We start from the raw sequence: 20,447 nt of genomic DNA on the forward strand, positions 1-20,447 counted from the left end.
GGATTGGTAGCTGCATTCTACCTGCAACTAGTCGCCCTCGTCCACCTCGAACGTGACGGTTATCCTGCCCCGTGTGACGCGCACCCTGGGATCGGAGCGCAGCGTGAGGTAGTAGCGGTCGGCCAGCAGGGCAAAGTCGCGCTCCATCACTCGAGAGAACTCGTCCTGGTCATCACGGGTTATCCTGAGCCCACGGCTGTCCCTGAGGAGGTCCACCTCAGCCCCCCCGTCCGAGGGCTTGTGCGTGAGGCGGGAGAGGACGCTGCGCAGGGGTCTGACCTGGCCCGCCATGATGCGATGGGCCGTGCGCTCGGACACCTCGAGGCCCATGGAGTCCGCAACCTCCCGGAGCTCACCGGCATCTGCGGCTGCGGCCAGGCGCTCCAGCACGGGCAGCTCCCGCAGGCTGTCGACGAAGAGCAGGTCGGTCGAGGAGAGGCTCGGCTTGACACGACGTCGTGCCGTGGCGACGATCTCCGCCGGGGAGCCGACGTACACATCGCAGACGCCCCGTTCCTCAAGGGCGAACTCGCAACAGCTGCGGATGATGTTGTGGGGCCCACGGACAACCGTCTGCACGCCATCGTCATCCGCGCCCACGGAAGGCCAGCTGGACTGGTCGGCACGCTCGGGGAGCCGCGTGGCGTCCGTCACAACCCGAATGGAGGAGCCCTTGTCAGGCGCCGAGTCCATGACCCGGGCGGAGCTTGCGTTCTCCCTGACGGAGAAGAGTGCCATGCCCCTGCCATGGACGCCCCAGCGGTCCATGCGCATGGACTCGAGCTTGGAGGTCACGCGCGCGTCGAAGACGCGCTCCCTCATGTCCTGGGGAATGCCCGAGCCGTCATCGACGACCGTGAGTGTCCTGGTGTCCCCGCCACGGGCCGTGGCGACGAATATACGACGGGCCCCGGCATCGCGCGAGTTGCGTAGCATCTCGACGACCACGTCCTCGACGCAGCGTATGTCATGCTTGGCCTGGCGACGCTCCGCCTCGGCAACGCGAAGGCGGACGTAGCCACCTCCCAGGTTCTCCTCGACGCGAAGCGACCCCTCGCCACCATGCGAGGCGACGAAGTCTGCGAGGTCCGATGAGACCGCTGCCACGGGACTGGGCCTACTTGGCGATGTCGACGGCACGGGATTCGCGGATCACGACGACGCGGACCTGGCCCGGGTACTCCATCTCGTCCTCGATCTGCTTTGCGATGTCGTGGGCGAGGACGCAGGACTCCGCATCGGAGATCTTCTCGGGCTCGACCATGACGTGGAGTTCGCGGCCGGCCTGCATGGCATAGGTGCGCTGGACGCCCTCGTGCGCGTTGGAGATCTCCTCGAGCTTCTCGAGCCGCTTGATGTAGTTCTCCGCAGACTCGCGGCGGGCTCCGGGGCGTGCGGCCGAGATGGCGTCCGCTGCCTGCACGATCACGTCGAGGACGGCGTTCGGCTCCACGTCGGCGTGGTGTGCCTCGATGGCGTGGACGATGTCGGGACGCTCTCCGTAACGGCGGCAGAGATCGGCGCCGATGACTGCGTGGGGTCCCTCGACCTCATGGTCGATGGCCTTGCCCAGGTCATGCAGAAGACCCGCGCGCTTGGCAGGGGCGGTGTCGATGCCCAGCTCGCTTGCCATGATGCCGCAGAGGGCAGAGACCTGGACGCTGTGCTGGAGGACGTTCTGGCCGAAGGATGTGCGGTAACGCAGGGCACCCAACACCTTGATGATCTCGGGGTGAAGGTCATGGATGCCCGCGTCGAACGCGGCCTGCTCGCCCGCCTCCCGCACGCGCTCGTTCACGAGCGTCTCCGCCTTTTTGTACATCTCCTCGATGCGCGCGGGGTGGATGCGGCCGTCGGCTATGAGGTTCTCGAGTGCGACGCGGGCGGTCTCTCGACGCACGGGGTTGAAGCTGGAGAGGACGACCGTCTCGGGCGTGTCGTCGATGACGAGGGAGACGCCTGAGACCTGCTCGAACGTGCGGATGTTGCGGCCCTCGCGACCGATGATGCGTCCCTTGAGGTCATCGGAAGGGATGTGGACGGAGGTGACGGTTATCTCCCCCGCCTGATCTGCCGCACAGCGCTGGATGGCGCAGGAAATGATCTCGCGGGCCGTCTTGTCGGCCTGCGCGCGAACGCGCTGTTCGGACTCACGCAGAATCTGAGCCTCGTCGCGGACGGACTCGGCACGCACACGGTCCAGGAGCTCCTGGTGGGCATCGTCCTTGGTGAGGACGGCGATGCGCTCGAGCTCGCTGGTCTGACGGGCGAAGAGCTCGTCCACCTCGACGCGGCGCTTCTCGATCTGGCCCTGGAGACTGGAGAGCTGGTGCTCCTTGCGGTCGAGCGAGTCGCTCCTGCGGTCGAGGGACTCCTCGCGCTGCATGATGCGATTCTCCATGGACTGGAGCTCCTGCTTGCGCTTGCGCTCCTCGCCCTCGGACCTCTGCTTGAGTTGAATTATTTCCTCACGCGCCTCGACGAGGGCCGCCTTCTTGGCGGTCTCGGCATCACGGCGCGCATCGTCCTGTATCCTGGCCGCCTCGCTTCGCGCCGTCTCGACGGCACTCTTGGCCTCCTGCACCTTCGAGTTGTTTCCAGATGTCGCAAAGAGGTACGCCGCCACGGCACCGACGACCAGACAGACCACAGCAATGATGATTTCCATTTGTATCCCCTCAGATGTAGCGCAGAAAGACTGGTTCAGGAGACCGGCGCGCACGCGTACCGGAACCCGCCATCCGAGGTACATCCCGCCCTTGGTGAAAACCAGGCATATCGAGAGGTGCAGAACGCTATAAGACGTCGGCATTCAGCAGACGAGAAATGACTCAAACGGCTCCTAAATCGTAAGTTCACTTGGCAAAAGTGTCAAATTATCAGCCTGGGCTAACGCCAGGCGGCACCATAATCCACGGAAAAGACGGCGGACGGGAAGGGGGTCACCCCGTGGCGAGCTCGCGGGCAACCCGATGTGCCAGGCCCACGTCAAAGCCCCTCGTGCATAGGAAGCGCACGACCTGGGCGTAGGGATCCCTCCCCGAGAAGGATCGCATCGACGCGAGCCCAAGGGCACGCCGGTACTCGCTGTCGCGCTCGAAGTACTCCTCGGGCCATGCGGGGAGCCCGTCGACGTCGATCCCCCTGCGCCGGAGCTCAAGGGCGATCTTGCGCGCACCCCAACCACAGGAGATCCTGCTACGGACGAAGGCGTCGGCATAGCGGGCGTCGTCGAGGACTCCGCTCTCGACGTAGCGCTCGATCTGGTTGTCTACGACCGACTGCGAATAGCCGTCGCGACGTAGCCTATCCGTCATCTCCCCCACCGAGTAGTCGCGCCTGCCCACGAGCCATTCCGCGCGCAGGCCACAGCATGACTCCTCCGTGCGATGGAGCTCGAAGAGGAGCTCCTCACGACTTGCCACGGTGCGCCCGCCCGACCCCTTGAGGGCAAGGAGTCGCTTCCCGACGGCCCTTGGGACAAGGAGGCGCTCCTCTCGCTGTGTGCCCGCCTCGATGACAAGCGTGGCCCGTGGCCTCATGCCACCCAAGGAGGCCTGCTCGCGACTGGGAAGTTCCACGTCCCACGAGAGTGCCTTCACGCCTGCAGACGAGGGAGTGCCTCCCTTCGGCCTCCCAGGGACCCGTCTGGACGCTCCGCTATTCGACACCGGACTCTCCGGAGGCATCCAGCGGCTCGCCGACACGCTCGTCACCCAGCTCGAGGCCACAGGCAACACGCACCTTGTGGTCGATCTCGTCCATGAGATCGGGGTTGGCCATCAGGAACTCCTTGGCGGCCTCACGCCCCTGTCCCAAGCGCTCCGTGCCATAGGTGAACCAGGCCCCGCTCTTGTTGACGATGTCGAAGTCGACCGCCATGTCGAGGAGCGAGCCCTCCTTGGAAATGCCGGTGCCGTACATGATGTCGAACTCCGCCTGCTTGAAGGGTGGTGCGACCTTGTTCTTGACGACCTTCACGCGGACGCGGCTGCCGACGCTCTCCCCGTTCCTCTTGATCGAGTCGATGCGACGGATGTCCATGCGCACCGACGAGAAGAACTTGAGCGCCCGCCCCCCCGGCGTCGTCTCTGGGTTGCCGAACATCACGCCGATCTTCTCGCGCAGCTGGTTGATGAAGATGCAGGTGGTCTTGGACTTGGAGAGGGAGCCGGCGAGCTTGCGCAGGGCTTGGCTCATGAGGCGCGCCTGGAGTCCGACCGTCGTGTCACCGATCTCACCCTCGATCTCCGCGCGCGGGACGAGTGCCGCGACCGAGTCCACCACCACCACGTCGATGGCACCGGAACGCACGAGCATGTCGCAGATCTCCAGCGCCTGCTCACCCGTATCCGGCTGGGAGATGAGCACCTCGTCGATGTCTACGCCTATGCGGGCGGCATAGCCCGGGTCGAGGGCGTGCTCCGCGTCTATGAAGGCGACCACGCCACCCATGGCCTGCGCCTCTGCCAGCACCTCCAGGGAGAGCGTGGTCTTACCCGAGGACTCGGGCCCGTAGATCTCGATGATGCGACCACGCGGGACGCCGCCGATGCCCAGTGCGGCATCCAGCGCAAGTGAGCCGGTGGGAATGGCCTCGATCTCGAGGTCGGGACCGTCCTCGCCGTACTTCATGATGGCGCCCTTGCCGAACTTCTTCTCTATCTCCGAGGTTGTGGCCTCGATCATCTTCTCGCGCTCTTCCCCGTAGGTCTTCTCGTGGACCTCGCGGGTGGCACCCTTGCTTCTGGCCATTGCTGCTCCTTCGTAGACTGCAACTTGCAGGGTATACGAACAACCGTTCGTAGTCAATCCTCCCGAACGATGGTATGCCATGCGTCTTGCGATGCGACCCACGCACGCTTGCACAGGGCTCGCGCGTCACCTCAGTCTGGGGAACATTCCTCGAGAGCCTCGAGGAGCAGTGACAGGGCGGTGGCCACGGCCTTGGCCCTCACCGCGTCCCGGTCCCCGCCGAAGTGATGGCAGAGCGCGCAGTCCGTCGAGGGGGAGGTGGCGCCAAACCAGACGGTGCCGACCGGTTTGCCCCTCTCCTCGCCCCCGGGCCCCGCGATGCCCGTCACGGAGACGGCGACATCGGCGGCGAGCGCGGCCCGGACGCCGGCGGCCATCTGCGTGGCACACTCCGGGGAGACGGCACCCACGGCAGCGTCATCGAGGACCTCGGACGAAACGCCCAGGAGATCGCGCTTCACGGCAAGCGCATAGCTGACGATGCCGCCGCGCACCACGGCGGAGGAGCCGGGGATGGCGGTGAGCTCGCCGCAGACCAGGCCGCCGGTGCAGGACTCGGCCACGGCAAGCGTCAGCCGCCGCCCCTCGGCCCGACGGACGACCTTGCGGGCCAGGGCCCTGAGCTCGTCTGCGGAGGGGGTAGCTATGTCGCCCCGGGGGCTGTCGCTATGTCTCATCGGAGATGACCCCCCAGGACTTGGCGAAGTAGTCGGCGCCAGACCACGCCGTCAGGACGACGGCGACCAGCAGCAGCAGCCGGGAGAGGGTCGCGAGTGCCAGGCAGGGACCTCCTACCGGCAACGCGCGACACAGCAGCAGTCCCGAGATGGAGACCATCGTCGTGGCGGTCTTCCACTTGCCCAGGCTGCTCGCCGCCACGACCGTGCCCCGGGACGCCACGACCATGCGCAGGCCCGAGACGAGGAACTCGCGCGCCACTATGACGAGCAGCACCCACGCCGAGACGTCACCCACCTCGAGCAGGAAGCAGAGCGACACCACGACGACGAGCTTGTCGGCGATGGGGTCGAGGAACTTCCCGAAGGTCGTGACCTCCCCCCTGCTGCGGGCCAGATAGCCATCGAGCTTGTCTGTCAGCGAGAGCGCCATGAAGAGCAGGGCGACGGCGAGCGACGGAAGGTGCAGCGCGGTACCGTCACCCGACCCCATGAGCTCGGCACAGAGGAGCCAGGCGGGAACAAGGGCGACGCGCACGCAGGTCACGATGTTAGCGGAAGTCCAGATGCCAGTACTTCTCTCCACCGTCCTAGCCCTCCCCCACCATCTCGCCGACCAGCTCGTAGCAGAACGAGTCGACGAGCCGCACGCAGACGCGCTCGCCGACCGTCGCCTCGCCCGAGGCGATGTGGACTGCACCGTCGCAGTCGGGCGCCTGGAACCACGCATGGCCGACCAGCTCGGGGCCATCGCCCGCGTCCTCGACTCCGTCTATGATGACGTCGACGACCTCGCCGACATGTCGTGCCGTGGCGGCAAAGCCCAGCTGTTCGGCCACATCGAGGAGGCGCTGGGTGCGATCGAGCTTGACGTCCTCGGGAACCTGGCCGTCCATCCGAGCCGCCTTGGTCCCCTCCTCCCGTGAATAGGAGAACACGGACATGTAGTCGAACTCCTGCTCCCGGAAGAAGTCGAGCAGCTCGTCCGCCTGGTCGTCCGTCTCGCCCGGAAAGCCCACCATGCCGGTCGTGCGCAGCACCATGCCGGGGATCTCGCTTCGCAGCCGATCGAAGAGCGCGCGTAGCCGGTCTATCGAGCCCGTACGCCCCATTGAGGCAAGGACGCGCTCGTCGCAGTGCTGTATGGGGATGTCGATGTAGGAGAGGACCTCCTCGGTGTCGCGTATGGTCGCGATGAGCTCGTCGGTCATCCCCTCGGGCTGCAGGTACAGCACGCGCACCCAAGCACCATAGGGCCTGACCGCCGCCGCGACCTCGCGCAGGAGCCATGCGAGGGTGCGCCCGCCACCGAGGTCGGAGCCCCATATGCCGGTATCCTGGCCGATGAGGACGACCTCGCGGGCGCCGCCCTCCATGAGCCGCTCGACCTCGGAAAGAATCTCGCCCTCAGGGCGCGAGGCGTAGCGTCCCCGGATGCGGGGGATCGCGCAGAAGGCGCAGAACCTGTCGCAACCCTCGCTGATCTTGACGTAGGCGCTGGCGCCCTCGACCGTACGCAGCGCCCGCGACGTCGCCTCGTTCGAAAAGGACGCGCCCCCCATGCCCAGGACGTCCCTCACCACAGCGACGATGCCGTCCTCCTCGTCGGCGCGGACGAAGGCGGCGACCTCGGGGAGTTGGGCAGCCAGTTCCGCCCCGTAGCGCGATGGGACACAGCCGCACATGACGATGGGACGGCGGCGCACGCCCTCGGACACGTCGTCGGCGAGCTCGAGGGTCGCCTCGATGGACTCCGAGGTCGCGGAGGCCAGGAACGAGCAGGTGTTGATGATGACGACATCCGCATCGTCGACGTCGCGGACCTCGTCGAAGCCAGCGTTGATGAGGAGGGCGCGCATGCGGTCCGTGTCGACCTCGTTCTTGGCACAACCAAGAGTCACGAAGAGGCAGGAGCCAAAGGGGGCCCTATCTGTAGTTGACGTATTGGAGAGGCTGTCCATAGTCCCTTTCCCTGAGCATGGAGATGACCTGCTGAAGCGTGTCGCGCGAGGCCGAGCTCACGCGGAGCTTGTCGCCCTCCACCGTTGCCTTGCACTTGAGCTTGAGGTCGCGGATGTCCTTGGCGATCCTCTTCGCGGTGTCCTGGTCGATGCCCTGGACGACGTGAGCCCCCTGCCTGACGGATGCCCCTGCGGCAGGCTGGGGCCGCTCCCAGTCGAGCGCCCCGAGGTCGATTCGACGCTTGGCGAGCTTGGCATTCAGCACGTCTGCGACCTGCGAGGCGACGAACTCCGACGGGGCGCCTATCGTGAAGCGGGCGTCCTTCTTGGAGAACTCGATGGTCGCACCCGTCTGCTTGAGGTCATAGCGTTGCGTGAGCTCGCGCGCAGCCTGCTGATAGGCGTTGTCAACCTCCTGGAGGTCGACTGTAGAGACGATGTCGAAACTGGACTCCTTTGCCATCGCCATCCCCTTTCCATGATGTCTGTGCCGTCAGTTGGAGCTCTTCGGGCCCTTCGGGCCGCCCGAGCCTTTCGGCCCACCGGTCGTGTGCTTGGATGCCGAGGCCGTGGCCGCAGACGTCGTGTCTGCGGCCCCCTCGGGGGCCGTCTCGTCCGAGGCGTCTGCCGACGCGCCGGACGTCTCCCCGTCACTCGAGGTCGCCTCGGCCGTCGCATCAGTCGGGCTCGGCTTGGTGCCTTGGATCGTCAGCGTGCCGATGCCCGACGTCTTTGAGTCGAACTTCTGGGTCGTGCCGTTCTTCGTGACCGTCACGGCGGTGGTGTTGCTCACCTGGACCGTCATGGACTCCGTCACCGTGTAGCTGTTGTCCCACGGCCCTGTGACCTGCTCGGCCACGACACTGGTGCCATCGACCTCGATCTCGAGCCAGGTGACCTCGCCGTCGGCCACGCTCACCTCGACCCTGGTCTCGGTGTTGGCCTCCTTCTGCTTCTGCGCCTCCTTGGCCTCCGCCGCCTCCTTGGCGGCCTCCGCCGCCTCGTCGCTCTTGCCGGCGCTGCCGTTCGACGGGGTGCCCGACGGGTCGGACCCACCCGTGTCGCTCGACGTGCTCACCGAGACCGTCCTCCCCGACGTGGCCTTGGCGCTGACGCAGGAGCTGACCGACGTGATGATGATCACCGTGAGGATGATCACGGCCAGGACCGACACCAGGATCATCGTCCTCCTGCCATCCGAGAAGAACTCCTCCACCAGGCCGACGATGCCACCGCGCCTCGGCTGCCTACGCCGTGGGCGCCCCCTCCGGTCGGCGTCGCGGGGCTTCCGGCGCCTCTGGACGTTGGGCCTGTCGACGTTGGCGATGTTGCGTGAGGAGCGCCTGCCTGATGTCGTTGACGCGGCCTCGTAGGGACGCGCGTCATCGTAGCGAAGGTCGTCCACGTACTCGCCCGTCCCGACGCGGCGGGTCAGCACGCTATCGCGACCCGCACGTTCGGCCCTGCCCTCGGCCCCGGTGTAACGGGAGGGGTAGCCCGAGGGGTCCTGCAGCCGGGGGCGGGCCTGGGAGGGTTTCGCCCTCGTCCCGTAGGAGGGGACGTCCCTGCCCGTGTAGCGTCGCTCCCCTCCCCCGCCATAGCCACGCCCACGCTGGCTGACGAGCGGGCTCGAGACGTTGCGAGAGCGCGGCGGCGATGTGGTGGCGAAGCTTCCGAGGTCGCCCGCATAGCCACCTGAGGTGGGAAGGAGGCCCCTGCCCCCCTCGTAGCTCTCATGTCGGGGGCGCTCCCGCGGCAGTTCGTACTCCACCTCTTCCTCACGGCTGTAACGTCGCCTGCGCACGGGAGCGGCACCGCGGCCACGCTCGTGCTCGAAGAGGTCGGAGGTGAACTGGCTCACGACGACGCGGGTGTTCAGGCCGAGGTAGCGAGCATACGAGGAGAGCATGCCCTGGGCGTAGCCGCTCTTGGGCATGTTGGCGAAGTCGCCCTCCTCGAAGGCCATGAGAACCTGCTGCTTGAGGCGCAGGACCTGGGAGGCCTGGGCGATGGAGAGCCCAAGCTGCCTCCTTCTGTCGACGAGCATCTCGCTGAAGCGAGGTCGAGCCATGCGCTACACCTCCCTGTACGTCGCCTCTGCCACCTTAAGCTCCTCGAGCCCGTCCTTGTCGACGAGGACGTCTCGGGGCTTGGAGCCATCGGGGGGGCCCACGACGCCCTTCGCTTCGAGCATGTCCATGATGCGACCCGCCCTAGCGTAGCCCACCTTGAGCCGACGCTGGAGGCCCGAGGTCGAGCCGAGGCGAGAGTCCACAACTATCTGGGCGGCCTCCCAGACGAGGGGATCGTCCTCCTCTCCGACGTCCGCGGGCGCGGTTCCGGGCTGCCCGGGGACGACCTGGGAGAGGATCTCCTCGTGGTAGTCGGGCTCCGCCTGGTCGCGGATGAACTCGACCACCGAGTTGATCTCGGAGTCGGAGGTGTAGCAGCCCAGCACGCGCTTGGGCGTGAGGCCGCGGTCCTTGAAGAGCATGTCGCCGTTGCCCAGCAGGCGCTCCGCGCCGGTCTCGTCGAGGATGACGCGGGAGTCGATGCCCGAGGAGACCTTGAGGGCGACGCGGCTGTCGATGTTCGACTTGATGAGCCCGGTGACGACGTTTGCCGACGGGCGCTGCGTCGCGATGACCAGGTGGATGCCGGCGGCACGCGCGAGCTGGGCGATGCGGACAATCGACGCCTCGACGTCCTTGCCCGCGACCATCATGAGGTCGGAGAGCTCGTCGATGATGACCACGAGGTAGGGCATGGGCTCAGGGGGGTTGTCCATCTCGGCGAGCTTTCCGCTCACGCACATCTTGTTGTAGACCCTGATGTCGCGTGCGCCCGCGCGCTCGAAGACCTTGAGGCGGCGCTCCATCTCGGAGACGGCCCACTGCAGCGCCGAGGCAGCCTGACGGGGCTCGGTCACGACCGGCACATAGAGGTGCGGCAGGCCGTTGTAGGCACTGAACTCGACGCGCTTGGGGTCAATCATGATGAGCCTGACCTGCTTGGGGGTCGTACGCATGAGCAGGGACATGATCATGGAGTTGATCATGACGGACTTGCCCGAGCCGGTGGTGCCGGCAACGAGCATGTGGGGCATCTTGGAGATGTCCGCTATGACCGGACGCCCGGAGGAGTCACGCCCGATGGCGACCTCGAGGGGGCCGCCCGAGGCATAGGGCAGGACGTCACCAAGATGGACGTTCTGCCGCTCCTTGTTGGGGATCTCGATGCCCACGAAGGAGGTGCCGGGTATCGGCGCAAAGATGCGGACCTTCTCGGCGGCGAGCGTGAGGGCGATGTCATCCTCGAGGTTGCGGATCTTGTTGACGCGCTCCCCTTCCCCCATCTCGACGCGGAAGGTGGTCACCAGCGGGCCCGAGACGTAGTCGACGACGCGGCTGCGCAGCCCAAACTCCTGCAGCGTCCCCTGGAGGCGCCGCATCGTCTCCTCCAGCTCGTCGGCAGAGCTGGAGGAGAGGGCGCTGTTGGGGTTGGAGCTGAGCATCGAGAACGGGGGGAGCTCGTATCCCTCGGCGGCGTCGCCCGGTCGCTTCGAGCCGCCTGCGGCGGCGCGACCCGGACGCGGCTGGATCGTCGTGACCGCAGGAGCCGCGGCGTTCGGCGCCGCGGCGGCAGACGAATCGAGGGGGTGCGCGTGGGCTGCGGACCGGGGGCTGGGCACGCGACGGTCAGCCCTGCCCCGCTTGGGCCTGACGACGGCCTTCGTCGGCACCGCCTGCTGCAGGAAGTCCGGGACCACAGGTGCGGGAGGGATGCTTGCCGGGGAGCCATCCGACCCTCCGGTGGGTGCCGCGACCGCATCCGCCGGACAGGCGATCTCGACGTCGAGGTCCGGATGCCTCTTACGACGCAGGAGCCTCGTGGGCTCGACCTCGTCCTGGTCCGCATCCACCTGATGCCCTGCCTTTGGCTTTCTTCCCCGGACGAGGACGCTCGTCTTGCGGGAGCCGATAAAGCTGGTCTTGGGCTCCTCGAGGTCGCCTTCCACCTCTCCCGCGGCCGTCGCGCCGCCATAGGCATCGGCGAAGCGGGCGCCCGCGCGGGGGCGCTCGCGCGAGCCCCCAAGGGAATCCCGTATGCCGGAGAGGCGCAGGCGCAGGCGCACGACGGTATCCGATACGGAGAAGCCGCACACGATCACGCCGGCGACGATCGTTCCCACGAGCACGACGTCTCCCACGGGACGCCCGACGAGCTGGAGCAGAGACCACGCCAGGGCGCCACCGACATAGCCCCCCCGCGCGCGGGCGGACTCGGCGACAAGCACCAGGGAGGGGTCGCTGTCGGCGCCCGGCAAGCTCAGGGAGAGCAGGCCCAGGACGGCGAGCACGACCAGGAGCAGCCCCACGATGACGCGGACTCCCGTCACCTCACCTTCCTCCACAAAGAATGTGGCCGAGAACAGGATGATGGAGACGGGCAGGAGCAGCGCCCCGACACCAAAGGAGAGCTCGAGGAACTCGCCTGTCGCCTGGGTGACGGGAGCGCTGCTGGGCGAGACGATCGAGATGACCATGGCTATTGCGACGACGATCATGAGGACGGCGATGACGTCACCGACGGCGCTGCCCCTGACGGGCGCGGGCGGCACGGGGACGGAGCCCCGGCGCCTGGCTCCTGCCCCGGCCTTGCTGCTCTTCCTCTTTTGTGCGTTTGACCTGTGACCAGAGGACATCTAAACCTCCATCACGACCGGAATCACCATCGGCCGCGTACGGGTCTTGCCCCACAGGTAGTTCGAGAGCCTGTTGCGGGCCGTCTTGCGGAGGGTGTCCATCGTGATGCCCTCCTTGCGGGCGCTGCCCTCGACGGACTCGCGCACGCTGTCCTGAATATCGCCCATGAGCTCGTCGATGGCGAAGGAGACGCCCCGACACGACAGCTCGACGCCGCCCACCTTGCCCGTTCGCTTCGAGACGGTCACGACGCAGGTGACGATGCCATCGCTTGCGAGCTTCTGGCGGTCACGGAAGACGATGGGGTCGGCATCCGTGACGGAGAGGCCGTCAACGTAGACGATGCCCGACTCGACGGGGGCTCCCCACGAGACCTTGCCGTTGCGTACCTCGAGGGCGTCCCCGTTGTCCGCGATGAAGATGTGGTCGCTCCTGATGCCCATCTGCTCGGCCAGGTGGGCGTGCGCGCGCAGGTGCACCGCCTCTCCATGGACTGGCATGAAGTAGTGCGGACGCGCCATGGCCAGCATGAGCTTGAGCTCCTCCTGGCTCCCATGTCCCGAGACGTGGACGAGGGTGGACGACTTGTCGAAGATGGTGCAGCCTATCTTGGCGAGCGAGTTGACGATGGACTGGACGCTCTTCTCATTGCCGGGAACGGGCGTCGCGGAGATGATGACCGTGTCGTTTGCGGTGATCGTCAGCGACTTGTGGTCCCCGTTCGCCATGCGTGCGAGCGCGCTCATGGGCTCGCCCTGGCTGCCGGTGCACATGACGACTATCTTGTCGTCGGGAATGTCGTCGACCTCGAACGCATCGATGATGTCCCCGTCGGAGATCCTGAGATAGCCCAGCTCGCGGGCGATCTTGGTGTTGGTGACCATGGAGCGACCGGTGACGACGACCTTGCGGCCGACCGCAGTCGCGGCGTCGCAGATCTGCTGGAGCCGATGGATATGGGACGAGAAGGACGCGACGAACACGCGGCCGGGAGCGTTCTTGATGATGTGGCGCAGGGCGGGGCCGACGGCGGACTCCGAGGGGGTGAAGCCCGGACGCGTCGCGTTGGTGGAGTCAGAGAGCAGGAGGTCGACCCCCAGCGAGGAGAACCTGCCAATGGCCTGATAGTTGGGAGTGACACCGTCGATGGGCGTCTGGTCGAGCTTGAAGTCGCCCGTGTGCATGACGGAGCCTGCCGGCGTACGCATGTACACGCCGAGCGCAGCGGGGATGGAGTGCGTCATGGAGAAGAAGTCGATGCTGAAGGTACCCAGGTTGATATGGGTTCCGTTCTGGACCTCGCGGAACTTGGGTGCGTTCAGCCGGTGCTCGGCAAGCTTGCCCTCGATGATCCCGAGCGTGAGCTTGCTCGAGTAGATGGGAACCTTGCGGCCCAGGTCCATGAGCAGATACGGGAGGGCGCCGGTGTGGTCCTCGTGGCCATGCGTGATGATGATGCCGCGCAGCTTCTCCTCGTTCTCCAAGACGTAGGAGTAGTCAGGCAGGACCAGGTCGATGCCCGGCTGCTCGTCATCGGGAAACATCAGGCCAGCGTCGACGAGCACCATGTCGTTCTCGTACTCGAACGCGGTCATGTTCTTGCCGATGCCATCCAAACCACCCAGGGGGATGATCCGCAGCGGACTAGATTTTTTTGCCATTGGTGAAGCAATCCTTTCAGGACGTGTTCCCACAGGTTCTATCACATGCCCCGACCGGCGGTCTGGGCAATCGCTTCGCGTGAAGTTGGCATCATGCCATTCTATCCGCCCGGATGAGGGCGCATGCGCCCGAGGCGCCGATTCCAGAACCCCTCTATCAAAGACGCCCCACCAAGACACGAGCCGCGCCCCTGCACAGGACGCGGCTCGCTCAGCGCCTACCCTTATGGTCGCCCCTTACGATCAGCCCTCGTGATGGCGACGGGGATGGCGAGTGCCGACACTGCCCTTGTCGCCTGGGTGTCGCCGGCGTCCGCCGACGCGACCGTCTCCGTGGCTGCCGTGATCGGGGCGCTCACCATGCCCGGAGGGGACTGCGGGGGCCTCGGGCTTGTCGAGGCGGTCAAGGGAGATCTTGCCCTTCTCGTCCACCTCAATGACCCTGACCTTGACCTCGTCACCGATGCTCAGGACGTCCTCGACCTTGTCTACGCGACCCTGGGCCACACGGGATATGTGGAGCAGGCCGTCCTTGCCGGGCAGCAGCTCGACGAAGGCGCCGAAGGGCTGGATGCCCACGACGCGGCCGGTGTACTCCTCGCCCGCCTCGGGGACCTTGACGATGGCCTTGATGCGCTCGGAGGCCTCGCCCGCGGCCCCACCCGTGCCGGCGATGAAGACGGTGCCGTCCTCCTGGATGTCGATGGTGGCGCCCGTGTCGTCCTGGATGCCGCGGATGACCTTGCCGCCAGAGCCGATGACGTCGCGGATCTTGTCCGTGGGAATCTGGATGGAGATGATCTGCGGAGCAGACTCCTTGGTGGACTCGCGTGGAGCGGGAATCTGCTCGAGCATGGCCTCGAGGATGTGCATGCGGCCCTCGTGCGCCTGCATCAGGGCCTGGCGCAGGATCTCGGGCGTGAGGCCGGTCGCCTTGTTGTCCATCTGCATGGCCGTGATTCCCTTGACCGTGCCGCAGACCTTGAAGTCCATGTCGCCGAGGAAGTCCTCGAGACCCTGGATGTCCGTGAGGACGACCGTCTTGCCCTCCTCCTGGATGAGACCCATGGCCACGCCGGAGACGGGACGCGCGAGGGGCACGCCGGCGTCCATGAGGGCGAGCGTGGAGCCGCAAGTGGACGCCATGGACGAGGAGCCGTTGGACTCCATGACCTCGGAGACCACGCGGATGGCGTAGGGGAACTCGTCCTCGGAGGGGATCACCGGGAGCAGCGCTCTCTCGGCCAGGCTGCCATGGCCGATCTCGCGGCGCTTGGGTGCGCCCATGCGGCCGGTCTCGCCGGTGCAGAAGGGCGGGAAGTTGTAGTGGTGGATGTAGCGCTTGCCGTCAACGGGCTCGATGGTGTCAAGGCGCTGCCACTCATTGAGCATACCCAGCGTGGCTATGGAGAGCACCTGGGTCTGACCGCGCTGGAAGAGACCGGAGCCATGGACGCGTGGCAGGTAGTCGGGCTTGACCATGAGCGGACGTACCTCGGTGGCGCTGCGGCCGTCGACACGCTCGCCGCACTCCACGACCATCCTGCGCATGGCATGCTTCTCGAGGCTCTTGAGCTCGACGGGGATCGCGCGATCCCACTGGAGCTGCTCGTCCTCGCTGAACTCCGCGCGGATGGCCTCCTTGAGCGCCTCGACCTTGCCCATGCGGGCGAGCTTGTCGGCGTCGGTGAGGGCGGCGCGCATCTCGTCGAAGTGAGCGAAGACGCGCTCGTGGACCTCGGGCACGGGCTCGTCGAGGACGTACTCGCGCGCGACGATGGACCCATTTGCCTGCTCGACCTTGGCAAAGAACACCCTCTGCTCCTCGCAGAAGGCGGCGATGGCCTCCTGACCGAAGGCCATGGCGGCGAGCATGTCATCCTCGGAAACCTCCTTGGCGCCCGCCTCGAGCATGGAGATGAAGGTGGCGGAGCCGGCCAGCTCGAGGTCGAGATCGGAGGCATCACGCTCCTCGTAGCTGGGGTTGACGATGAACTCGCCCGTCTCGACGTCGCGACCGACGCGAACGCAGGCGAGTGGGCCCTCGAAGGGCACGCCGCCCACGGTCATAGCGGCGGACGCGCCCATGACCGAGATGGTGTCGACGGGGTTCACCTGGTCGGCGACGAGTGGCATGGCGACGATCTGGACCTCGTTGCGGAACCCCTCCGGGAAGGATGGGCGTATGGGACGGTCGATCAGGCGTGCGGTGAGCGTTGCCTTCTCGGAGGGCCTGGCCTCGCGCTTGAGGTAGCCGCCGGGGATGCGGCCCACGGCGTACATCTTCTCGACGAAGTCGACCGTCAGTGGGAAGAAGTCGTAGTTCTTGCGCTCCTTCGAGACGACGACGGTGACGTTGACCGTGGACTCCCCGCAGGAGACGAGGCACTCGCCCGTTGCCTGCTTTGCGAGTTCGCCCGTCTCGAGCGTATAGTGCTTGCCAAAGAGATCGAACTCGTGCGTGACCTTTGCCATTTCTTTTCCTCTTATCTCCGCCTGCCCCGTTGCAGGCGGGCCGTCATACAAAGGGAGCGCCCGCAGGCGCTCCCGACCAACGCTCAGCTACTGAATGTTGTCGCGGATACCCAGGCTCCTGATGAGGGCGCGGTACTCCTCGACGTCCTGCTTCTTGATGTAGGACAGGAGGTTGCGGCGCTTGCCGACGAGCATCAGCAGGCCGCGGCGGGTGTGGTGGTCGTGCTTGTGGGTCTTGACGTGCTCGGTGAGACCCTTGATGCGCTCGGTGAGCAGAGCGACCTGAACGGGCGCGGAGCCGGAGTCGTTGGCGTCCTTGCCGTACTGGGCGATGAGCTCTGCCTTGCGCTCCTTGGTGACTGCCATGTTACTTCCACCTTTCACATAGATTCGCCCCGAACCGGGTTGGCCGTCAGGCAAGGGCGGGCCACCAGGTACGGGGTACGGACTGATAGAGGGTAGCACACCCTCGCAGCGGACATGCATGGCCTCGCCGTCCTACCGATAGCCCACACATTCTCGCACGTGCCACCCGAGGGGACGCGGCGCGCGATGGATCCCAGTGTGCCACAGGACTACATGCTCAGCATGAACTCGAAGGCCCTGAGCCGTGCATCCAGGTGGGTCGCACACCAGACGTGCACGAGCGACACCAGCTCGGTCGAGGTCCCCACATCGATGGGCGCCGAGAGGAGCTCGTCGAACGTGGACTGGAGCAAGGCGGCGAGCCACAAGCGCCCCGAGCGTCCCATCTCCCGTGCCCCTGCGACGTCCTTGGCGCAGCTCGCGCAGAGCATGCCCCCTGAGGCAACCGAGAAGAACGCGACGTCCTCGTCCCCACAGGACGTGCAGAAGCGCAGTTCGGGACGCCAGCCACCATGTGCGAGGACCTTGAGGGCGTAGGCTGCGGCGACGAGGTCGAGGTGCCCCTGGTCCCCGGCCTCCTCGCAAGCGCACAGGGCGCGCGAGCAGATGGGGTACAGGAAGGGGTCGCGCACGTCGGCAAAGCAGGTGAGCCGTGCCACCTCGCAGATGGCCGAAGCGGCGCTCATGCGAGCGAGGTCGCCACGGATGGCGAGATGGGCGTTCGTAGAGGAGGCCTCCGCCACGACGTCGAGGGAGCGGCCGCGCGCGAGGAGGAAGTCCGTCTCGCCGAAGAAGTCGACGCGCGCCGCGAGGCGCCCTCCGGGCTTGAGCGCCCCCTTTGCCACGACGCTCTTCTCCGAGCCGTCCTCGGCGAGCAGCACCAGGATGAGATCCTGCTCCTTGAGCCGTGTCCTGCGATCGACGACGATCGCCTTGGTGCGATAGGTCCCGCGCGGTGCCACTCGAACCTCCGCCCTACTCGTCGGCCTCGTAGCCCAGGCGGCGGATCTCGTTGGCGTCGCGGCGCCACGCAGGTCGTACCCGCACCTGGATGTCGAGGAAGCACGCACAGCCCAGGAGCCGCTCGACGTCACGACGGGCCTGGGTCCCGATGCGCTTGATCATGCGGCCGCCGCCTCCGATGACCATACCCTTCTGCCCCTCGCGCTCGACGATGATGGTCGCCGTGATGGAGGCGTGTCCGTCCTTGGCCCACACTATGTCGTCGCAGAGCACGCCCACGGAGTGGGGCACCTCCTGCCTCATGTTGAGCAGGACCTTCTCGCGGATGAACTCGGCGACGAGATCCTCGTCGCTCATGTCCGTGTCCATGCCCTCGGGAAACCACCGTGGCCCCTCGGGCAGGTGGGCCGAGACGAGGGAGACGAAGCCGTCGACGTTGAAGCCCTCCTTCGAGGAGACGACGAGCGCGTCATCGAAGTCGGCGAGCGCCGAAGCGGCGGCCAGCTGCGAGGTGATCAGCTCGCTCGACGCCAGATCGGCCTTGGTGACCACCAGCAGCTTGAAGGGGGCATGCGACGCCGCCACGTGCCTGGCCACCCACTCGTCGCCCCTGCCCACCGGCTTCGTGGCATCGACGAGGAAGGCCACGGCGTCGACGTCGGCAAGCTCGCCCAGGGCGACCTTGTTGAGCTCCTTGCCAAGCGCGTCCTTGGGCTTATGCAGGCCCGGGGTGTCCACGATGACGAGCTGCGATCCCTCGGCGTTGATGGTCGCCCGCATGCGGCGGCGCGTGGTTTGCGCCACGGGGCTCGTGATGGCGATCTTGTCTTTGAAGCAGGCGTTGAGCAGCGTCGACTTGCCGACGCTGGGGCGTCCCACGAGGGCGACGAAGCCGCTTCTGAAAGGTGTCGGACCGGCGGGGGCGGAAGGGGTAGGGCTTGCGTCCGTCATGTGAGGCTCTCCTTGGGCGGTCGGTCAGAGGATGGCATTTGCGAACACGAGGGCACCGACGAGGGCGACGAGCACGCAAAGCACCCAGACCGAGGCGGCCGCGATGTCCTTGGCGCGGCCGGCAAGTGGGTGGAACTCGGGCGAGACCAGGTCGACGACCGTCTCGATGGCGGTGTTGAGCAACTCGGCCGAAATGACGACCCCGCAGCACAACAGGATGATCGCCCAGCTGAGGGGGTCAATGTTCAGCATGACCCCCAAGAGGAGCGCCGCGGCGCCACCCACCAGCATCACCTTGATGTTGCGCTCCTGCCTGACGGCTGTCCTGAAGCCCTGGACGGCGAACAGGAAGGAGCGCTTGAACGTGGGGTGGCTCGGCCTCTTGCCGGGAATCATGCCCTATTCACCGTCCCCATGCCGCGCGACCGTCACGAGACCCAGGGACCCGTCAGTCGCAACCAGGTCGAGAAGGGCATCCTCGCGCGCCTCCATGACCTCGGCCTCTGCATCGTCCAGGTGGTCGTATCCCAGGAGGTGCAGCATGCCGTGGACGAGCAACAGCCGGCACTCGTCTGCCTCCGTGGTGGAGAGGCGCTGGGCCTGGCGGCGGATGTAGGACGGGGCGAGGACGATGTCTCCCAGCTCGCAGGGCTCTCCGGGCGCGAGGTCGGGATCGCCGGGGCGCTCACACTCGAGCGACAGGACGTCCGTGGCCCGGTCCTGGTCGCGCCACGTGCGATTGAGCTCACGCATGCGCTCGTCGGAGACGATGGAGACTGACACCGCACAGGGCCTCCCGACGCCCTCCTGCTCCAGGACGAGGTCGCAGATGGCGCACAGCTCGCCCTCTGGCAGTATGGGTCTGACACCCCCCTCGACCGTCAGGTCGTAGTCGTTAGTTGCCATGGCCCCTCTCCCCTCTTGGCGCGAGAGCACCACCTGCGCCGTCATAGGCGTCCACGATGCGCGCCACGAGCGCGTGACGCACGATGTCGTTGCGGCCGAGGTCGACGAATGCGATGTCATCGATCTCCGAGAGGACTCTGCGGGCGGACTCCAGGCCGTTGGGTCCCAAAAGGTCATGCTGGGTCATGTCGCCGGTGATGACGAACCTGCTTGCGTAGCCCAGGCGCGTCAGGAACATCTTCATCTGGTCGGGAGTGGTGTTCTGCGCCTCGTCCAGGATCACGAAGGCGTCATTCATGGTGCGCCCGCGCATGAAGGCGAGCGGTGCGACCTCGATCACGCCCTGCTCGATGAGGTCGTTGCCCCGCTGCCTGTCCGTCATGTCAAACAGGGCGTCGTAGAGTGGCCGGACGTAGGGGTCGAGCTTCTCCTCCAACGTGCCGGGGAGGTACCCCAGGGACTCCCCCGCCTCGACCACCGGCCGCACCAGCACGATACGGCTGACCTCGCGCCGCTTGAGCGCGGCGACGGCCATCGCCATGGCGAGGTAGGTCTTGCCGGTGCCCGCCGGACCGACGGCGAAGGTTATCGTGTGCGTGCCTATGGACTCGACGTAGCCCCTCTGCCCAGCCGTCTTGGGACGGATGGCCCGGCCTCGGTACGTGAGTAGGATCTCGTCGGGAACGGAGCCTTCGCGGGTCGCCCCATGGGTCACCTGGCCTATCAGGAGCTCCACGTCATCCGCGGTGGGAAGGTCTCCCGCCTCGACCATGCTGATGAGGCGCGAGAACACCGAGGTCACCTGCTCCACGACAGAGTTGGGGCCGATGACGCTCACCTGGCTGCCACGCACCGCGATCATGGCATCGAAGGACGCCTCGACGCGGCGCAGGAGGGAGTCGGAGGGACCCATCAGTGCGGTGGGGTCCACCGAGTCCGGAATGGTCAGTCTGACGTGAGTTGGCTCCATGTTCCTCCAAGCGGGGTGACGGGGGTGCATGCCGTGGCAGCTGCATCTATGATAGA

The 20,447-nt window shown here is 66.5% G+C and carries 18 protein-coding genes; all 18 read right to left on the reverse strand.

Translation table 11 applies throughout. The annotated features are described in order from the left end of the window. Positions 1-27: 27 nt before the first annotated feature. The 18 genes from OLSU_RS04790 to OLSU_RS04875 all read right to left on the reverse strand — a co-directional run bounded on the left by OLSU_RS04790 (position 28) and on the right by OLSU_RS04875 (position 20,391). Positions 28-1,107: an ATP-binding protein gene (locus tag OLSU_RS04790; RefSeq protein ID WP_013251819.1), complete on the reverse strand. Its 1,080-nt coding sequence runs from the start codon at positions 1,105-1,107 to the stop codon at positions 28-30. 10 nt (positions 1,108-1,117) lie between these two features. Then, on the reverse strand, positions 1,118-2,668 hold the full coding sequence (gene rny, locus OLSU_RS04795) for a ribonuclease Y (RefSeq protein WP_013251820.1): 1,551 nt from the start codon (positions 2,666-2,668) through the stop codon (positions 1,118-1,120). Between the two features lie 274 nt (positions 2,669-2,942). Beyond that, a complete protein-coding gene (locus tag OLSU_RS04800; protein ID WP_162260683.1) occupies positions 2,943-3,581 on the reverse strand; it encodes a regulatory protein RecX in 639 nt (212 codons plus the stop codon). 79 nt (positions 3,582-3,660) lie between these two features. Continuing rightward, complete coding sequence (gene recA, locus OLSU_RS04805) at positions 3,661-4,755, reverse strand: recombinase RecA (RefSeq protein ID WP_013251822.1); 1,095 nt, start codon at positions 4,753-4,755, stop codon at positions 3,661-3,663. 131 nt (positions 4,756-4,886) lie between these two features. Next, a complete protein-coding gene (locus OLSU_RS04810; protein WP_013251823.1) occupies positions 4,887-5,432 on the reverse strand; it encodes a CinA family protein in 546 nt (181 codons plus the stop codon). After that, on the reverse strand, positions 5,422-6,018 hold the full coding sequence (gene pgsA / locus OLSU_RS04815) for a CDP-diacylglycerol--glycerol-3-phosphate 3-phosphatidyltransferase (RefSeq protein ID WP_013251824.1): 597 nt from the start codon (positions 6,016-6,018) through the stop codon (positions 5,422-5,424). Before pgsA ends, OLSU_RS04810 begins: the two co-directional genes overlap by 11 nt. 4 nt (positions 6,019-6,022) lie before the next feature. Beyond that, complete coding sequence (gene rimO / locus OLSU_RS04820; protein ID WP_013251825.1) at positions 6,023-7,393, reverse strand: 30S ribosomal protein S12 methylthiotransferase RimO; 1,371 nt, start codon at positions 7,391-7,393, stop codon at positions 6,023-6,025. Further along, the gene (locus OLSU_RS04825) at positions 7,359-7,856 is read right to left on the reverse strand and encodes a YajQ family cyclic di-GMP-binding protein (protein WP_013251826.1); all 498 of its coding nucleotides are present in this window, start codon (positions 7,854-7,856) and stop codon (positions 7,359-7,361) included. The genes rimO and OLSU_RS04825 overlap by 35 nt, the downstream gene beginning before the upstream one ends. A 30-nt stretch (positions 7,857-7,886) precedes the next feature. After that, on the reverse strand, positions 7,887-9,464 hold the full coding sequence (locus OLSU_RS04830; RefSeq protein WP_013251827.1) for a helix-turn-helix domain-containing protein: 1,578 nt from the start codon (positions 9,462-9,464) through the stop codon (positions 7,887-7,889). Between the two features lie 3 nt (positions 9,465-9,467). Further along, positions 9,468-12,098, reverse strand: coding sequence for a DNA translocase FtsK (locus OLSU_RS04835; protein WP_013251828.1), 2,631 nt, complete (start codon positions 12,096-12,098; stop codon positions 9,468-9,470). After that, positions 12,099-13,760 carry a ribonuclease J gene (locus OLSU_RS04840; RefSeq protein ID WP_013251829.1) on the reverse strand — a complete coding sequence of 554 codons (1,662 nt, stop codon included), beginning with the start codon at positions 13,758-13,760 and terminating at the stop codon, positions 12,099-12,101. Between the two features lie 243 nt (positions 13,761-14,003). Then, the gene (locus tag OLSU_RS04845; protein ID WP_013251830.1) at positions 14,004-16,235 is read right to left on the reverse strand and encodes a polyribonucleotide nucleotidyltransferase; all 2,232 of its coding nucleotides are present in this window, start codon (positions 16,233-16,235) and stop codon (positions 14,004-14,006) included. A gap of 87 nt (positions 16,236-16,322) precedes the next feature. Further along, on the reverse strand, positions 16,323-16,601 hold the full coding sequence (gene rpsO, locus OLSU_RS04850) for a 30S ribosomal protein S15 (RefSeq protein WP_013251831.1): 279 nt from the start codon (positions 16,599-16,601) through the stop codon (positions 16,323-16,325). 209 nt (positions 16,602-16,810) lie between these two features. Beyond that, positions 16,811-17,563, reverse strand: a complete 753-nt coding sequence (gene recO, locus OLSU_RS04855) for a DNA repair protein RecO (protein WP_013251832.1) — start codon at positions 17,561-17,563, stop codon at positions 16,811-16,813. A gap of 13 nt (positions 17,564-17,576) precedes the next feature. After that, positions 17,577-18,515, reverse strand: a complete 939-nt coding sequence (gene era, locus OLSU_RS04860) for a GTPase Era (protein WP_013251833.1) — start codon at positions 18,513-18,515, stop codon at positions 17,577-17,579. A gap of 24 nt (positions 18,516-18,539) precedes the next feature. Continuing rightward, a complete protein-coding gene (locus OLSU_RS04865; protein ID WP_013251834.1) occupies positions 18,540-18,911 on the reverse strand; it encodes a diacylglycerol kinase family protein in 372 nt (123 codons plus the stop codon). 3 nt (positions 18,912-18,914) lie between these two features. Further along, entirely contained in the window at positions 18,915-19,421 is a 507-nt protein-coding gene (gene ybeY / locus OLSU_RS04870; protein ID WP_013251835.1) for an rRNA maturation RNase YbeY, read from the reverse strand. After that, on the reverse strand, positions 19,411-20,391 hold the full coding sequence (locus tag OLSU_RS04875; RefSeq protein WP_013251836.1) for a PhoH family protein: 981 nt from the start codon (positions 20,389-20,391) through the stop codon (positions 19,411-19,413). The genes ybeY and OLSU_RS04875 overlap by 11 nt, the downstream gene beginning before the upstream one ends. Positions 20,392-20,447 lie beyond the last annotated feature (56 nt).

Origin of the sequence: Olsenella uli DSM 7084 (genome assembly GCF_000143845.1) — a bacterium.
Classification (GTDB): Bacteria; Actinomycetota; Coriobacteriia; order Coriobacteriales; family Atopobiaceae; genus Olsenella; species Olsenella uli.

Coding starts and splice junctions, on each gene's coding strand:
- OLSU_RS04845 (WP_013251830.1), bottom strand. CDS start 16,235: ATGGCAAAGGTCACGCACGAGTTCGATCTCTTTGGCAAGCACTATACG.
- OLSU_RS04840 (WP_013251829.1), bottom strand. CDS start 13,760: ATGGCAAAAAAATCTAGTCCGCTGCGGATCATCCCCCTGGGTGGTTTG.
- rpsO (WP_013251831.1), bottom strand. CDS start 16,601: ATGGCAGTCACCAAGGAGCGCAAGGCAGAGCTCATCGCCCAGTACGGC.
- ybeY (WP_013251835.1), bottom strand. CDS start 19,421: ATGGCAACTAACGACTACGACCTGACGGTCGAGGGGGGTGTCAGACCC.
- era (WP_013251833.1), bottom strand. CDS start 18,515: ATGACGGACGCAAGCCCTACCCCTTCCGCCCCCGCCGGTCCGACACCT.
- OLSU_RS04865 (WP_013251834.1), bottom strand. CDS start 18,911: ATGATTCCCGGCAAGAGGCCGAGCCACCCCACGTTCAAGCGCTCCTTC.
- OLSU_RS04825 (WP_013251826.1), bottom strand. CDS start 7,856: ATGGCAAAGGAGTCCAGTTTCGACATCGTCTCTACAGTCGACCTCCAG.
- recA (WP_013251822.1), bottom strand. CDS start 4,755: ATGGCCAGAAGCAAGGGTGCCACCCGCGAGGTCCACGAGAAGACCTAC.
- rimO (WP_013251825.1), bottom strand. CDS start 7,393: ATGGACAGCCTCTCCAATACGTCAACTACAGATAGGGCCCCCTTTGGC.
- OLSU_RS04835 (WP_013251828.1), bottom strand. CDS start 12,098: ATGTCCTCTGGTCACAGGTCAAACGCACAAAAGAGGAAGAGCAGCAAG.
- OLSU_RS04810 (WP_013251823.1), bottom strand. CDS start 5,432: ATGAGACATAGCGACAGCCCCCGGGGCGACATAGCTACCCCCTCCGCA.
- OLSU_RS04875 (WP_013251836.1), bottom strand. CDS start 20,391: ATGGAGCCAACTCACGTCAGACTGACCATTCCGGACTCGGTGGACCCC.
- rny (WP_013251820.1), bottom strand. CDS start 2,668: ATGGAAATCATCATTGCTGTGGTCTGTCTGGTCGTCGGTGCCGTGGCG.
- OLSU_RS04830 (WP_013251827.1), bottom strand. CDS start 9,464: ATGGCTCGACCTCGCTTCAGCGAGATGCTCGTCGACAGAAGGAGGCAG.